Here is a 15,815-nt window from a genome sequence, read left to right as displayed (position 1 = left end):
GGTCATGCCCAGGTGCCCTGTGACCGCCCTCATCGGACCGAAGCGTTTGACAGCGAACCCCGTCGTTTCGGCCCCCTTGCCGGCGAACCCGGCCGCACGAGGTGACGCGCCGGGGGCCGAGTGGCCGTTCCGGGTGGCCGCCCAGGCCGGGGCTCCGCTCCTGGCCCGGCCTGTCGACGACCCTCAAGGAGACTCCGGCGAGCGGCCACCGTCGAAGGCGACCCCGCCCTTCCCCACGCTCACCGGGACCTCGACCCACTGGGCCCGGCCGTCGACGGACTCGGCGTACTGGCAGCGGTGACCGCTGTCTCGGCCGTACGGGACGAGTTCGACGTCCGGCATCCTCGCGCAGCGCAGGTGCCCGCTGACCCGGTGGTACCTCTTCCAGAACTCGCCGTGGACCGACTTCGCGGTCAGCACGGCCCGGCCCGCGTCGGTGATCTCGTACGGTCTCAAGTCACCCGCCGGCTCGTCGAAACGGATGGACCAGGGGACTTCCACGCCTTCGTAGGTGACGGTGCACCGGGTGGTCACGCCCGGCTCCTCGCTCACCCGGCCGCCCTCGCACGCGGCGCTGGTCCTTCCCGGTATCCCCGCCAGGGCCACGGTCTTCTTGCGCATCTTCCAGAGCACGTGCTCGGTGAACGCGGCGTCGGCGGCGGGCTCCGGGGGCAGAGCGCCGAGCAGCGTCTCCACCGTCAGGAGTCCGGGCTCGGCCGAGGTGATCGCGACGGAGAGCTCCCTGCCGCTCTTCGGCGGCGCGCTGTCCACGGGAGGGGAGGCGTTGTCCCGCGATCCCGGACCTCCGCAGCCCGCGGCGACGAGAGTGACCATGGCCATGCCGAGAAGAGCCCTGCCTATGCGCATGCGGCCACACTCTAGCCAGGCGCCACCCGCCGGCACTGGGCGGCGACCACCAGCCGCCGTCCGAGGCTCCGCCTGCCGGGCCGGGGGGACGAACTGCGGTGGCCGGGCCGGGAGGACGAACTGCGGTGGCCGGGTGAACGAATCCGCCGCACCGGCCGGCGTAGCCGCCCACCGCGCGTTGTCGCCTCTCCTGGGCGCCGACGAGGAGGTCGTGGCCTTCTTCGCCGGAGTCGCGGACCTCGACGCGACGGACCCGGCCGATCACCTGCTGGAGGACGGGATCCGGCTCGCCTCCGAGGCCAAGCTGGAGCAGTTCGCGCGGGCGGGCTCGGGGGACGCGTTCTGCTTCGTCGGCGAGGGCGGCGAGGAACGCCCGGTGGTGTACGTCAGCCTCGACGGCGAGGCCGGACCGCTCGCGCTCGGGCTGCCGGAGTTGGTGCGGCTGTGTCTGGTGGCGCCGTGGTGGCGGGATGCTCCCGGACGAACGGCCCGAGAACTGCAGGCGGTCGCCGACCAGTACCGGGAGGACGTCCCGGACCTCGACCGGCGACGCGACCGCGCGGCCCGCGCTCTGGGTCTCGACCCGGCCGGGCTGCCGTGCGAGGCGGCGGTCCTGGCCCGGCTCGTGGAGCTCTCCCAGGGACCGGTCGCCGCGGCCTGCCTGGTCATCGGATACGGGGACGAGCCGCTCGACCCCTTGTTCGGGGACGCCCTGGGCTGATGTTCGGGGCCGCTCCTGCTTGTTCGGGGACGCCCCTGACTGGCCCTGACTGGCCGCTCCGGGCGGGACCCGGTGGCCGTCAGCTCCCGCGCGGGAGGCGTCGTCAGTCCCCGCGCGGGAGGCATCGTCAGCTCCCGCGCGGGAGGCATCGTCAGCTCCCGCGCGGGAGGCGGAGGAGGGAGGTCCGGCCTCCCCACAGGATCGTGGGGAGGCCGGACCCGTTGCTGCGCGTCGGCTACGGCGTGTCGCGGACCGTGCCCTCGAAGGGCGGGCCCAGCGGCACGCCCTCGTCGTCCGTGGGCTGGAAGCGGACGTGTTCGGCCGGCTCCTTCACCTGGTCGCGGATGGTCGGGACGATCAGATCGGCGGACTTCCGGCCCGCCGGGACCGACGTCCACAGCGTCCCGTACTCGACCTTCGAGAGCGGGATCGCCGGGTTCGGGACCTTCTCCACGAGCTCGGACAACCACGCCTGGTCGACGTCGGCCGTGGAGAGCTCCGGACGGCCGCCGGTGACGGGGATCAACCGGGCCAGGGCCCAGATCTCGATGTCCGCGCTCTCCGAGAGGGTGATGCGCCACTTCAGGGACTCGCCCTCGGTGACGTCGGCGGCCACCGGCTGGAACGTCACCTTCGGCATCGGGTCGTCGTTCTGGGCGGTGACACCGCCGGCGTCCGCGCCGACGACCGCTCCCCGGACCGCCTTGACCTGGATGTCGTGGGGCTTGTCCCAGCCGTAGCGCTTGTCGCCCTCGACCTTCACCTTGACCTTGATCCCAGCGGTGCCGGGGCCGACCTTCACCAGGCGGCCGACCGAGTCGCCGGTGTCCGGGTCGACGACGTACAGGCGGACCGCTCCGGCGTTCTTGCCGGTGGTGCGGACGGGCACCTGGTACGTACGGAAGCCCGCGTCGCCCTCCTTGACCATGAGGCGGCCGATGTCGACGCGCACGAGCGGCGCGGCCTTCACCGCGGGCGCGCCCGGCTTCCACGACCAGGCGTCCATCAGCCACGCCTTGCCGGAACGGGATGTCGGGGTCAGCTCCAGGGAGGCGATCTTGCCGAGGTTCAGCTTGGCGCGGGTCGCGGCGGTCAGCGGTACGCGGACCTCTTGGGCCCAGACCGAGGCGGTGCGCTCGGTGCCGGGCAGGCCGTCGACGCGGACGCCGCCCAGCTTGGCCCGCTTGCCCTTGGCGTCCTTGACGTGGACGTCGAAGCGGGCGCCGCTGGTGTTCGGCGGTACGGCGACGCGCAGCGCGAGGCTCTTGGCGCCCTTGACCGAGACCGGCTTCTTCGGCGTGACGCGGGCGACCGTGCCCGGCTTCTTCCAGTCCAGGGCGATGGCACGGCGGCCGGCCTCGTGCTCCGGGCGCCACTGCGCGAAGTGCGGCGAGAAGCCCGGGTTCTTCCCGCCCAGGCAGGCGGTGCGGCCGGGGGCGACGGCGTCGCACAGTCGGGCGCCGCTGACCTTCACGGCTCCCTGCGGGTCGTCGGGGAGGAAGGCCGCACCCCGGTTGCCGCCGACCGCGTGGGTCAGGACCCGGGCGGGGTCGGCGGAGGGGGCGCGGCGGCCGGTGCCGTCGACGAGCGGGCGTACGCGGTCGTCACCGCCGACGAACAGCCGCGCGGCGGCGGCGATGTAGGTCGCGCCCGCCTTGTGCTGCTGGTTGGCGGTGAGCCGTCCCGCCGCGCCGGGCGAGCACAGCGGGTCGCGCGCCTCCGGGTCGTGCAGGAAATCGTCGTGGGCCGGGGCCTGGGCCTGTCCGGGCGTCCACTCGCTGTTGAAGTAGTTGTGGTTGGCGCCGATCATGTAGACCGAGCTGTGCAGGGCCTTGCCCCGGCTGACGCCCCGGGTGCCGTCCGTGAACACCTGGCCCTGGAGGTCGGCGACGTCACCGTCGCAGCCGGGCAGGATCGTGAGCGAGGGGACGTCCGGCACCGGGTTCTGGCCGAAGATGGTGGGGCCGATGTGGACCGTGCCGCGAATGTTCCAGCGGGCCTTGGAGCGGTAGCCGTCCTGGGCGGCCGGCGGCTTGTACAGGCTGTCCATGACCGCCCGGTTGACGCCCTCGCCGCCGCGCGAGTGCCCGACGAGGAGCACCCGGGACAGGTCGGTCTTCGGGCCCTTGCGGACGGCTGCGGGCGCGGAGGCGGGCTTGGCGGCCCAGTCGGCCCAGCGGCCGAGGTGGTTGCGGATCAGCGAGGAGCGGGCCTGCGCGCCGGCGTCGTCGGCGTCCCAGTCCTGGCCGTTGATCCCGTTGGCGGAGATCGAGACGGTCACGTACCCCTGGGAGGCCAACAGCTTCTGGTCGCGGAGATAGCCCCGGTGGCTGGGAATCGGCTTGGTGCCCTTGACGCAGGGCCAGTCGCCGAAGACCTCCCCGTCCTTGCCGGGGGCGTAGCAGGTGGAGTGGCGGCCGTGCAGGAAGAGGACCACGGGACGCTTGCCGGGGGCCTTCTTCGGGGCGACGACGACACCGCGCATCTCGACCGGCGCGGGGAAGTCCGGGAGCTTGACGGAGGGGAGGTTGTACTCGCCGGTGGTGGTGGCGTACTTGCCGGCCCTGCCCGGGTCGACGGTCCCCGCCGGCAGCTTGGGCGGGAGCTTGGGAGCCGGCGGCTTCGCCTTGCGCGCGCCCGCGTCCGGGGCCTCGTCGAGCCGCCGCCCGGCCGCCTCGACCGCCAGGTCTCCGAGGTCGGAGGTGCTGACCTCGGCGAGGGGGAGCCGGAAGGTCCGGCCGTCGTCCTGCGCCTCGGGTACGCCCACGAGCTTGCCGTTCGCGCGGAACTCCACGCGGGCGTCGCCCATCGGGACCGGCTGGGGCGCGCGCCACTCCAGGTGGTTGTGCCCCTTCTCACCGGCGATGCGCCAGCCGGGCGGCAACGCGTCCCCGGCCCCGGGTGTCGCGGTGGCGGCGGGTATCTCCGGCGGTGTCGGAGCGGCGTACGCCCCTGTCTGCGCCACCCCCGCCACCGTCAGCACCGCTATCGCGGTGGCCCATGCTTTCCGGCCACGTATCAAAGCTCCTCCTCAACCCTGGTCACCCGCGCGTCCGTTCAGGTGGTCTGTTCCGGGTCGAACGCGCTCTCGGACATCGAGACGGGGAGGTGAACCTGTGGGTTGCCTCTGCGGGCGGAGTGATCGGAGGGGGTGGAGGAATGGTGGGCGGCGCGCGGCTCGGGGCGGTGCGTGCCTCGGGGTGGCGCGTGCCTGGGGTGCCGCACGGCTCGGGGCGGCGCGAGGCTCTCTATGGCCCGACTGTCGCGGAGCGGGCGTGCAGACGCCGGATCGCCTCCACCGGGTACGGGGTCTCCCTGCTCCCGTGCGCGAAGTCGCGGAAGAAGTCCGCCAGCACCGCGGTGAGGGGCGCGTGACGGGTGAGGATCGACGCGGCCGCGGCCGGCGCGCCCGTGGGGCGCTCGCCCCCGGCGTACGCGCGCACCTGCGCCTCGCGGTCGTCCCTCCCGTATCCGTGCAGGGCGGTGACCAGCCAGTTCACCAGGTAGCTGACGGTGTAGTCACGGTCGTACGTCCGGTGCCGGTCGAAGAAGGCGGTCTCGTCCGGGGACAGTTCGAACCGGGAGGAGAGCGCGAGGCCGAAGTCCGTGAAGAACAGCCGCCGGCCATCGGTGAGGATGTTCTCGAAGTGCGCGTCGAAGTGCAGCAGACCGCGGCTGTTCATGAACGTGGTCCCCGCCTCCAGCTCCCTCTCCACCATCGCGCAGGCCCGGTCGGCGCTCCCGCCGCCGGCGTCCAACTGCCGGCCCAGCCACTGGTGGAGGTTGTGCGGCAGGTACTCCAGGAACAGCACGACGCTCGCCGAGGCCCGCCGGAGCCCGTCGATCCGGCCGCGTATCCCTGCTCCGCCGCCCCAGTAGGCGACGGCCCTTTCCACGTCGGCCAGTTCGCCGGGCAGCGGCGTCGAGTCCGGCAGTACGCGCCAGTGGTACATCAGCGGGAAGCCGTCGTACGCGCCGGTGAGCACCCAGTCCGTCGTCAGGGCGTGGACGGCCAGCTCCCGCCAGGCCCCGAAGCCCGGGTTGCCGATGGCGCCGACGCCGTACTGGCAGAAGAGCGGCAACCCGAACACGTTCGCCGTGGACCGGACGTTCTCCGGGCGTCTCTCCAGGTCGCTGAGGGGCACCCGCTTCACGAAGACCGGGGTTCCGGCGACCTCCAGCAGGGCCGACGTCCCGCCGATCCCGGAGCCGAGCGGTTCGGCCCGGCCGACGAGTTCGAGCAGGGCCCGATCGTCGTACCGGGCCAGGGCCTCGGAAACTGCGCTGTGGGTGGTCGGGCGTGAGCTGGGCTCGGGTGACATGGCGGGACCTCTGTCGTAGGTGGCCGGTAGGGTCGTGCGGTTGGGACGTTCTGCGTGGCGGAGGGGTGGCGGAGGCGGAGTGAAGGTCGAGGAGAGCGATCTGCGGCTGGACGACGGCCGCAGACTCCATGTGTACGACACCGGCGACGGCGACGACGCATCCGGCGGCGAACTCGTCGTCCTCTGGCACCACGGCACGCCGAACACCGGTTCACCGCCCGCGCCCCTCTTTCCCGCCGCCGCGGAGCTGGGCGTCCGCTGGGTGTCGTACGACCGCCCCGGCTACGGCGGTTCGTCCCCGCTCCCCGGCCGGGACGTGGCGTCGGCCGCCGCCGACGTGCGGGCGATCGCCGACGCGCTGGGCATCGGCCGCTTCGCCGTCCTGGGCCATTCCGGCGGCGGCCCGCACGCACTGGCCTGCGGCGCCCTGCTGCCCGACCGGGTCCTCGGCGTGGCGGCCGTGGCGGGACTCGCCCCGTACGACGCCGAGGGGCTCGACTGGTACGCGGGCATGGCCCGGTCCTCGGCGGCCTCCCTGCGGGCGGCCGCCGGAGGGCGCGCGGTGAAGGAGGCGTACGAGGCGGGCGCCGGCTACGACCCGGAGATGTTCACCGACGCCGACCACGCGGCGCTGGCCGGTGCGTGGTCCTGGTTCGACGAGGTGGTGGGGCCGGCCCTGGAGGGCGGACCGGACGGCCTGATCACCGACGACCTGGCCTACGTCGCTCCGTGGGGCTTCGATCCCGCGCGGATCACCGCGCCCCTGCTCCTGCTCCACGGCGAGCGGGACCGGATCGCGCCGGCCGCGCACAGCCGGTGGCTCGCGCGGCGCTGCCCGGCGGCGGAACTGCGCCTGCGCCCGGCGGACGGCCACCTCTCCGTGCTCGACGCGGGCGCGGACGCCCTGAAGTGGCTGGCGGCCCGGCGCGGCTGAGCCTCGGGGCGCCTGGGCCGGGGGCAGCAGCCGCCTGCCGACTGCCGACTGCCGACTGCCGATGGTGTACGGCCTGACGTGCCGTCGATGGCCGGTGCTCCGTACGCGGCCTGGCATAGCCGCTCCGTACGCGCGCCAGGCATACCCCTCCGTACGCGGCCTGGCATGCCTGCTGCGTACACGGGCCAGGCATACCCCCGCCGCGACGGGATACCCGGAGTCTTGACACGAGGAGGCCCAGATGGCGATCACCTTCCGCAAGAGCTTCCGGATCCTGCCCGGGGTACGGCTGAACATCAACCGCCGTTCCTGGTCGGTCACCACCGGCGGCGGACGCGGTCCGCGGCGCACGGTCAGCAGCACCGGCCGGCGCACCACGTCCATGGACCTGCCGGGCCCGTTCGGCTGGCGCAGGACGACCCGGCGGCGCAACGGCTGAGCCGGAAGCCACCCCCCGTACGGCCGCGCGCCCCGCGCCCCGTCGCCCCTCCCGGGGGACGATGGCGGCGTGGGGCGCGCTCAGGTGTTCCCCGGGCGGAACAGTGCGTCGCCCTCACCGGAACGGGTGCACTCCCGTCACCCGAACACCACAACCCGACTTCAGCCTCATCTCATATCTGAGATAACCTGCCGCTATGTCAGACGACTACCTCGCACGCATCGGCAAGCTCATCCGTGACGCCCGGCAGCATCGTGGCTGGACACAGACGCAGCTGGCCGAGGCGCTCGCCACCAGCCAGAGCGCCGTCAACCGCATCGAGCGCGGCAACCAGAACATCAGCCTTGAGATGATCGCCCGCATCGGTGAAGCCCTCGACAGTGAGATCGTGTCGCTCGGTTACTCCGGGCCCATGCATCTGCGGGTCGTGGGCGGGCGGCGGCTCTCGGGGGCCATCGACGTCAAGACCAGCAAGAACGCCTGTGTCGCGCTGCTGTGCGCCTCGCTGCTCAACAAAGGCCGCACCGTCCTGCGCCGGGTCGCCAGGATCGAGGAGGTCTTCCGGCTCCTGGAGGTGCTCAACTCCATCGGAGTGCGCACCCGCTGGGTCAACGACGGCGTGGACCTGGAGATCCTGCCGCCGGCGCAGCTGGAGATGGAGGCGATCGACGCCGACGCCGCGCGCCGCACCCGTTCCATCATCATGTTCCTGGGCCCGCTGCTGCACCGGATGGAGCAGTTCACCCTGCCGTACGCGGGCGGCTGCGATCTCGGCACGCGCACGATCGAGCCGCACATGATCGCGCTGCGCCGGTTCGGCCTGGAGATCGCCGCCACGGAGGGTCTCTACCACGCGCAGGTCGACCGCTCGGTCTCCCCCGGCCGCCCCATCGTGCTGACCGAGCGCGGCGACACCGTGACCGAGAACGCCCTCCTGGCCGCCGCCCGCCACGACGGCACGACGGTCATCCGCAACGCCTCCTCCAACTACATGGTCCAGGACCTGTGCTTCTTCCTGGAGGCGCTGGGTGTACGGGTCGACGGCATCGGTACGACGACGCTCACCGTGCACGGCGTCCCGCAGATCGACGTGGACGTGGACTACTCCCCCTCCGAGGACCCGGTCGAGGCGATGAGCCTGCTGGCCGCCGCCGTGGTGACCGAGTCCGAACTCACCATCCGCCGGGTGCCGATCGAGTTCCTGGAGATCGAGCTCGCGGTGCTGGAGGAGATGGGCGTCGACTGCGACCGCACCCCGGAGTACGCGGCCGACAACGCCCGCACCCGGCTGGTGGACCTGACGGTGCGGCCCTCCAAGCTGGAGGCGCCCATCGACAAGATCCACCCGATGCCGTTCCCCGGGCTCAACATCGACAACGTGCCGTTCTTCGCGGCCATCGCGGCCTCCGCGCACGGCCAGACCCTGATCCACGACTGGGTCTACGACAACCGCGCGATCTACCTCACCGACCTCAACCGCCTCGGCGGCCGCCTCCAACTCCTGGACCCCCACCGCGTCCTGGTCGAGGGCCCGACCCGCTGGCGCGCCGCCGAGATGATGTGCCCGCCCGCCCTGCGGCCCGCCGTGGTGGTGCTGCTCGCGATGATGGCGGCGGAAGGCACCTCCGTACTGCGCAACGTCTATGTGATCAACCGGGGTTACGAGGAGCTGGCGGAGCGGCTCAACTCGGTGGGCGCGCAGATCGAGATCTTCCGGGACATCTGATACGCGGATGCCGCCGCACCCCCGTCCGACCTGTGACTTAGCGGGTCGGGTAGGGGTGCGGCGGCGTCTCTGGGACTCCTCTGGGACTTCAGGCCCACTGCGGGCTACGAACCGCGCCCCACGGGCTCTACCTACTGGCCACGGCTGCGGGCTGCGGCTGAGCGAAGATCGCGTCGATGGCGGTGCTGCCTCGTGCGCCCTGCCCCGGGGCGGGGCGCGGTCACGCCCCGGAGCGCGGTGCGGCCGAGGGGGGTGCGGCCGGGGGGAGCCCGAGGATGCCTCGTACGGCGCGTTCGGTGAGGGTGACGTCGTGCGGGGCGCGTCCGGCGACCGCGATGGGCACCGCCTCCAGGGCGGCGACCAGCGCCGCGGCCGTGTCGCGGACCGGTGGGCCCGGCGGGATCGAGCCCCGGCGGCGGCCGCCGCGGACCAGGCGTTCGCAGGCGGTGAGCAGCGGGGCGACGGCCTCGTCGATCGCCCGGCCCACCGGGTGGTCCCGACCGGCGAGTTCGACCCGCAGATTGCGCAGCACCGCGGCCACGTCCCGCCGGCAGTAGACGGCGTGCGCGCGGGCGAGCGCGAGGAGCACCTCGGCGGGGTCGCCGGGATCGCCGGGGCCGCCCGGGCCGTCGGAGGAGTCGAGCACCCGGCCGACCTCGTCCCACCAGGTCTGCCGCACCCAGCCCACGACCGCCAGCGCCACCTCCTCCTTGCCGGCGAACTGGTGGTAGAGCGCGCCGCGGGTGTAGCCGGCCTCCGCGGCGACCCGGGTCAGGGAGAGTTCGGCGTACCCGTGGTGCGCCAGGCCGCGCGCCGCGGCCGCCAGCAGCGCGTCCCGGCTGCGCGCCCGGCGCTCGGCCTGCGTCCGCCGTCCCGCCGCGACGCCTGTCGCGGTGCCCGCCATCGCCGCCGCGCCGGCCGCTCCCGTCGCCGCTCCCGCCGGCGTTGCTGCCGTCATCGGCTGCCACCTCCTGGTCCGCGGGCGCACCGGCCCCGCCGGCCGGAATCGTTCAACATACATCCACGACTGTATGTCCCGTTGTGGGGTGTGCGTACGGCGGCGTTGCGGATGCGGATCTTCCGGACATGGTCGATCCCTGACGGAAATATGCTCGGCATGGACATGCTGGGGCAGAATACGTGGCGTCGTAGACACGTACCGGCGCCGCGGTCCCCATCCCGTCCCGCACCGGGCCGCGCGGCGCCACGGACAGGGAGGCGTGGCGTGGCTTTGTCGGCGGTGCCCTTATGGTTACGGCGACCCGGACGGCCGCGTGAACAGACCGCGGTGGGTTCGGGGTTGCAGCGCGCCAGGTCCTTCATGGTGCTGGCCACCCTGCTCTACCGGGTCAGCCATCTGGCGGTGGGCCTGGTCGCGGTCCTCCAGCACCAACGCGACCAGCCGGCGCCGTACGCGCTGCTCGCGCTCGCGCTGGGGCTGAGCGCGCTCGTCCACGGCACGGCGCTGCGGCGCGGGTGGTTCGAGCGGCGGCACATCTGGGCGGACGTCCTGGTCAACGGGGTCGCGCTGCCGCTGGCCCTGTACGCCTGGGGCGGCGCCGAGGACTCCGCCGAGCTCGGCTGGGCGATGCTGCTCGGCGGCTCGGCGTGCGCCACCGCCGCACTCGTCCTGGACCGGCTCCAGGTCGTCGGCGTGGTCGTCCTCCTCGCCGCCACCCATCTGCTGGGCTACCGGCTGGTGGACGCCAGCACCGCGGTCGTCCTCGGTCACACCAACTCGCTGCTCTCCTCCGCCGCGATGGCCTGGGTCTTCTGGTGGTACCTGCGCCGCCAGGGCCGGCTGCTGGACGACGCCAACGCCCGCGCGCTGGCCGCCGAGGCGACCAGGGCCCGATACGTCGAGCGGCTGGAACACCACCGGCTGCTGCACGACACCGTCCTCGCCACCCTGACCACCCTCGCCGCCGGCGGGGTGGACGCCAACGCCCCCCAGGTGCAAGAGCGTTGCGCCCGCGAGGCGGCGTATCTGCGCCGGCTGATCGAGCAGACCGCCGACGAGGTCCACCACCGGGGGATCGGCGATGCCCTGGAGGAGGTGGTCGGCGGCGCGGAGAGCCTGCGGCTGCGGGTCACCGCCCGCTACCACGCCCTGCCCGAGGTGCCGCCGGAGGTCTCCGTCGCCCTCGCGGACGCCGTGCGGGAGGCGTTGAACAATGTGCGCCGGCACGCGGGCACCGACCACGCCTACCTCACCGCCACCGGCGACCCCGAACGGCCCGGGGCCGTCGTGGTCACCGTCGTCGACCGAGGATGCGGATTCGATCCGGAGCGGTACGAACCCGGCCTCGGGCTGCGCCGCTCGGTCTGCAAGCGGATGACCGCGGTGGGCGGCCGGGCCGAGCTGGACACCGAACCCGGCGAGGGCGTACGGGTGGAGCTGAGATGGCCCGGGTGATCACCGTCGCGCTGGTGGACGACGACCGGATGCTCACCGACGGCATGCGGGCCTGGCTGGACGGGGTGCCGGGGCTGCGGCTGGTGGCCACCGCGACCACCCCCGCGGAGCTGCTCCGCCCGCCGGACCCGGAGCTGCCGTACGTCCCGCCCGACGTGGTGCTGCTCGACCTCCGGCTGGGCGACGGATCCGATCCGGTCGACAACATCCGGCTGCTGCTGAGCTCCGGGAGCCGGGTGCTGGTGATCAGCACCGTCCCGGACCGGGCCCGGATCATCGAGTCGGTACGGGCCGGCGCGGACGGCTATCTGACCAAGGACAACGACCTGCCGACCCTGGTCGCCGCGATCGAGGACGTCGCCGCCGGGCGCGGCGCCCACTCCCCGGAACTCGCCTTCGCCTGCGCGCACGACGACAGCCCCACCCGCCCCCGGCTCTCGCCGCGGGAGCGGCAGATCCTGCTCGACTACGCGTCCGGGATGACGCTGAAGTCCGCCGCCCGGCGCGCCGGCATCACGGTGCACACGGCCAAGGACTACTTGGACCGGGTCAAGGCCAAGTACCGGCAGGCGGGCCGGCCGGCGTACACGAAGATCGACCTGGCCCGGCTGGTGCGGGAGGACAGCCTGGACGGGCAGTGAGCGGGCGGGGGTGCCGGTGCCGGCGGTGGGGCCGGTTCCGGCGTTGGCGTCGGTTCCGGCGGTGGGGCCGGTTCCGGCGTTGGCGTCGGTTCCGGCGTTGGCGTCGGTTCCGGCGTTGGCGTCGGTTCCGGTTCCGGTTCCCGTTCCGGTTTCGTTCCGGGCTACGTGTGCGGGGGCGTGCAAGCCCCCCAAACTGATGGCTACAGAGAACCTGTGCATCGCTCCTATCCTCGGTCCCGGCTGTTCGGTGCACCGGGTCGACGGGAGGGCGAGCCGGTGTCCCACCTCGCGCCGGCGGTACGGGAGGCGCCCGCCCGCGGCGCCCCTGCCGCCCGTACGTCCCGCTGCTCTGTTCCGTCCGTACCGCCTGCTTCCTCCGCTTCGCTCCGCCCGGTGCCCGGCACCGCGCCCGCGCGTCCGCGGGCCCCCACGGTCGATCGGGCCGAGCCCTCTCTTTCCCACCCCCAGGAGAGACAGATGACGCAGCTCCACGTCCGCCCCGCCGCTGTCCCTGCCGTCCCCGGTTCCCTCCCCGCAGTCCCCGGTCCCCGCCCCGCCCGCGTCCGGGCCGTCGACGACGGTGGTGAACCGGCTTCCGGGCAGCCGGAGTTCGTCGGCCGGGAGGCCGAACGGGCGCGGATCGCCGCCGCCCTGGTCGCCGCGCGGGCCGGCCGGGGCGGGGCGCTCTTCGTCACCGGCGAGCCCGGTGCGGGGCGGACCCGGCTCGCCGCCGAGGCGCTCGCCGCGGCCGGGCCCGACCTGGCCACCGCGAGCGGCCGGGCCAGTACGGTCGGCTCGGTCGTCCCGTACCGCCCGCTGGTCGAGGCGCTGCTGTCGCTGGCCCGCGCCGGGCTCCTGCCGGAGCAGGCCGAACTCGGCGGTTACGGACGGGTGCTGACCCGGCTGCTGACCGGTGCCCGGGGAGCCGGCGCCGGCGGCTCCCCGTTGGCGGTCGCCGAGGCCGTACTGCGCCTGGTCGCCGTCGTCGGACGGCGGCACGGGGCGCTGCTGCTGGTCCTCGACGACCTGCACGACGCCGACCCCGGCACCCTGGCGGTGGTCGAGTACTTGCTGGACCACCTCGCGCAGCTGCCCGCCGTCCTGCTGCTCACCGCCCGGCGCGAGCCCTGCGTGGCGACCGAACTCGCCGCCCGGGCGCGGCAGTGCGGCACCGCGGTCGTCCTGGACCTGGCCCCGCTCGACCCCGGCGAGGTGCGCCGGCTGGTCGCCGCCGTACGCCGGATCCCCCCGGCCGAGGTCGACGCCGAAGTGGCCCACCGGGTAAGGGAGTACAGCGGCGGCATCCCGTTCGTCGCCGTCGAACTGCTCCAGCAGCCCGGTGGCGACGACGACCACCGACTCCGCCGGCCCCACCATCACCATCACCACCACCGGAGACCGGCGGCGCCCGCCGCGGTCGCCGACAGCATCCGATGTCGCACCGCCCGGCTCACCCCGCTCGGTACGGAGTTCCTGAGCGCGGCGGCGCTCTGCGGCCCGCGCTTCCCGCTGCCGGTGCTGCACCGCGCGCTCGGCTGTACGGACGCCGAACTCACCGCGGTGGTACGGGCGGCGACCGCCGCCCACCTGATCGTGCCGGACGCCGACGACCCGCGGTGGTACGCCTTCCGGCACCCACTGGTGGGCCACGCGCTGCTGGCCGATCTCGGACCGGGCAGCCGCGCCGAATACGCCCGCCGGGTCGCCGCCGCCCTGGTCGCACTGCACCCGGAACTCCCCGGCGGCTGGGCCGCACTCGCCGCCGACCTCCACGCCCAAGCCGGCGACACCGCGCAGGCCGTCCGGCTGTACTGCGCCGCGGCGGAGGGCGGCGCAGGGGTGGAGTGCGGCACGGGGGCGGAGGGCGGCACGGAGGCGGAGGGCGGCACGGAGGCGGAGGGCGGCACGGAGGGTGAGGGTACGGGGGTCGGGGTCGGGGTCGGGGGCAGTACAGCGGGCGAGGGTACGACGGGGGTCGGGGACGCGGTCGTCCTGCTGAACCGGGCGCACCGGCTGGCCGGTCCGGACACCCCGCCCGAGCTGCGGGCCACCGTACTGGCCCGGCTGCTGGACGCCGCGGCCTGCTCGGCCCGCTTCCAGCCGGTGGCCGCGCTGCTCACCGGCGAGGAGTCGCCGGCCGAGGACCTCCCCGCCGCGTCCCGGGCCGGACTCCATGCACGCCTGGCCGAACTCTCCCTGCTCACCGGCCGGTTCGCGGCCGCCGCCCGGCACATCGACACCGCCCACTGGCTGCTCGGCGGCGAACCGGCCGACGCCGACAGCGCCGTGGTAGACCTTGCCGCCGCGCACACGCAGCTCCACCGGCTGACGCCCGGGCGACTGCGCACCGCCGCCGAACTCGCCGAACGCGCCCGGGCCGCCGCCCGGCGCGCCGAACTGCCCGCCCTCGCCTGCCGGGCGCTGCTCCTCCTCGCCCGACTCGCCGAGGAACAAGCGGAGTCGGCAGCCCGGGCGCGGCTGGAGGAAGCCCGTACGCTGGCCAGAGTCCACCGCCTCCCGGTGCTCCGGCTGGCCGCGGAGGCCGAGTTGGCCCGGCTCGCCGCGGACCGCGACGGCCACCTGTCCCCGCTCGAACACGCCCACCGGGAGGCGGTCCGCCGGGGCGTACCCCCGTTGGCACAGCGCCTCGGTGTGGCGCTGGCCCTGGAGCAGATCCGGCGCGGCGAGTTCACGGCCGCCGGGGAGAGGATCCGCGCGGCGACCGCCGAGGCCGAACGGCTGGGCTTGGAGGGGGCATTGGCCGAGCTGCGGGTGGCCGAGGCGGTGCGTCTGGCCCACCAGGGCCGCCGCGCGGAGCTGGACGACGCCCTGGGGCGGCTGGAGTTGGCCCCCGACGCCGCCCCCGGCCTGCGCCCGGTGGCGTACGGACTGGCGCGCGCCTTCTGCTCGCTGCTGGAGGAACGGCCGCGCGACGCCGAGCGGGAACTCGCCCAGGCGCTCGCCCTCGACGCGGAGAACCCCGCGACCGCCGACTTCGGCCGCCACGGACTGGCGGTGCTGCTGGGCGTGTTGGCCGGGCGGTTGGGCATGCAACACCTGCCTGGCACCGCCAGCGCCGGCGGCACCCGCTGGAACCGCCAGTTCGCCGGGCTGGCGCACGCCGTACTGCTGGGCCGCGACGGCCGCGCCGGAGAGGCGACCGCCGCGGCGGCGGCCGCGCTGGAGGCCGCCGCCGCTCACCCCGTCGCCCGCCACCTGGCGGTGCGCCTGGTCGCCCCGGCCGCGCATCGGGACGGCTGGGGCTACCCGGTGGAGTGGCTGCGCGAGGCCGAGGAGTACTTCCACGGCGCCGAGCTGCGGGCCCCGGCCGGCGCCTGCCGCGCTCTGCTGCGCGGCATGGGCGCCACGGTCCGGCAGCGGCGCACCGGCACCGAGCAGGTGCCGCCGGCGCTGCGCCGGTGCGGGATCACCGCCCGGGAGTTCGAGGTCGCCCGGCTGCTCGCCGAGCGGGTCGCCAACAAGGACATCGCCGCTCTGCTGCACATCTCCCCGCGCACCGTGGAGAAGCACGTGGCGAGCCTGCTCCAGAAGACCGGCCACCCCGACCGCACTGCCTTCGCCGCCGCCACCAGCACCACCCTCTTCACGGCGACGGGTATGGGCATCGATATCAGGACCGGTAGCGGTACGGGTACGGGGACCGGTACGGCCCGGCTCACCCCGCCCGCCCTCCCGGCGGTCGGCACCGCCGACGGCTGTTGACACCCCACGCCCGGCCCCAGGCCCCC

General features: G+C 74.3%; 11 protein-coding genes. 7 read left to right on the top strand and 4 right to left on the bottom strand.

From position 1 onward, the window contains the following. Nucleotides 1–183 precede the first annotated feature (183 nt). Complete coding sequence (locus ACLJPL_RS14005) at nucleotides 184–867, bottom strand: hypothetical protein (protein WP_411081131.1); 684 nt, start codon at nucleotides 865–867, stop codon at nucleotides 184–186. Nucleotides 868–1,000: 133 nt separating this feature from the next. On the opposite strand from ACLJPL_RS14005, the gene ACLJPL_RS14000 reads away from it, so the two are divergent. Then, on the top strand, nucleotides 1,001–1,588 hold the full coding sequence (locus ACLJPL_RS14000; protein WP_411081130.1) for a hypothetical protein: 588 nt from the start codon (nucleotides 1,001–1,003) through the stop codon (nucleotides 1,586–1,588). A 235-nt stretch (nucleotides 1,589–1,823) separates the two neighbouring features. Here the strand turns inward: ACLJPL_RS14000 and ACLJPL_RS13995 are convergent, their stop codons facing one another. Then, complete coding sequence (locus ACLJPL_RS13995; protein ID WP_411081129.1) at nucleotides 1,824–4,610, bottom strand: hypothetical protein; 2,787 nt, start codon at nucleotides 4,608–4,610, stop codon at nucleotides 1,824–1,826. 226 nt (nucleotides 4,611–4,836) lie between these two features. Further along, complete coding sequence (locus ACLJPL_RS13990; protein ID WP_411081128.1) at nucleotides 4,837–5,910, bottom strand: protein kinase family protein; 1,074 nt, start codon at nucleotides 5,908–5,910, stop codon at nucleotides 4,837–4,839. Between the two features lie 79 nt (nucleotides 5,911–5,989). Between ACLJPL_RS13990 and ACLJPL_RS13985 the strand changes: the two genes are divergently transcribed. The 3 genes from ACLJPL_RS13985 (at nucleotide 5,990) to ACLJPL_RS13975 (ending at nucleotide 9,009) form a co-directional block, all read left to right on the top strand. Beyond that, a complete protein-coding gene (locus tag ACLJPL_RS13985) occupies nucleotides 5,990–6,844 on the top strand; it encodes an alpha/beta fold hydrolase (RefSeq protein ID WP_411081127.1) in 855 nt (284 codons plus the stop codon). 241 nt (nucleotides 6,845–7,085) lie between these two features. Continuing rightward, entirely contained in the window at nucleotides 7,086–7,283 is a 198-nt protein-coding gene (locus tag ACLJPL_RS13980; protein ID WP_411081126.1) for a DUF4236 domain-containing protein, read from the top strand. A gap of 196 nt (nucleotides 7,284–7,479) precedes the next feature. Beyond that, nucleotides 7,480–9,009, top strand: a complete 1,530-nt coding sequence (locus ACLJPL_RS13975; RefSeq protein ID WP_411081125.1) for a helix-turn-helix domain-containing protein — start codon at nucleotides 7,480–7,482, stop codon at nucleotides 9,007–9,009. Between the two features lie 220 nt (nucleotides 9,010–9,229). Here ACLJPL_RS13975 and ACLJPL_RS13970 read toward each other — a convergent pair whose 3' ends face one another. Beyond that, nucleotides 9,230–9,967 (bottom strand): TetR/AcrR family transcriptional regulator, encoded by a 738-nt coding sequence (locus tag ACLJPL_RS13970; protein ID WP_411081124.1) that lies wholly within the window; start codon nucleotides 9,965–9,967, stop codon nucleotides 9,230–9,232. A gap of 342 nt (nucleotides 9,968–10,309) precedes the next feature. Between ACLJPL_RS13970 and ACLJPL_RS13965 the strand changes: the two genes are divergently transcribed. The 3 genes from ACLJPL_RS13965 to ACLJPL_RS13955 all read left to right on the top strand — a co-directional run bounded on the left by ACLJPL_RS13965 (nucleotide 10,310) and on the right by ACLJPL_RS13955 (nucleotide 15,789). After that, nucleotides 10,310–11,425 carry a sensor histidine kinase gene (locus ACLJPL_RS13965; protein ID WP_411081123.1) on the top strand — a complete coding sequence of 372 codons (1,116 nt, stop codon included), beginning with the start codon at nucleotides 10,310–10,312 and terminating at the stop codon, nucleotides 11,423–11,425. Further along, the gene (locus tag ACLJPL_RS13960; protein ID WP_411081122.1) at nucleotides 11,413–12,066 is read left to right on the top strand and encodes a response regulator; all 654 of its coding nucleotides are present in this window, start codon (nucleotides 11,413–11,415) and stop codon (nucleotides 12,064–12,066) included. The genes ACLJPL_RS13965 and ACLJPL_RS13960 overlap by 13 nt, the downstream gene beginning before the upstream one ends. Nucleotides 12,067–12,543: 477 nt before the next feature. Beyond that, a complete protein-coding gene (locus ACLJPL_RS13955) occupies nucleotides 12,544–15,789 on the top strand; it encodes an AAA family ATPase (protein ID WP_411081121.1) in 3,246 nt (1,081 codons plus the stop codon). The last annotated feature ends 26 nt before the right edge of the window (nucleotides 15,790–15,815 follow it).

This window comes from Streptomyces sp. cmx-18-6, from assembly GCF_046548915.1.
Taxonomy (GTDB): domain Bacteria; phylum Actinomycetota; class Actinomycetes; order Streptomycetales; family Streptomycetaceae; genus Streptomyces.
This window is presented reverse-complemented; position numbering and strand designations above follow the sequence as displayed.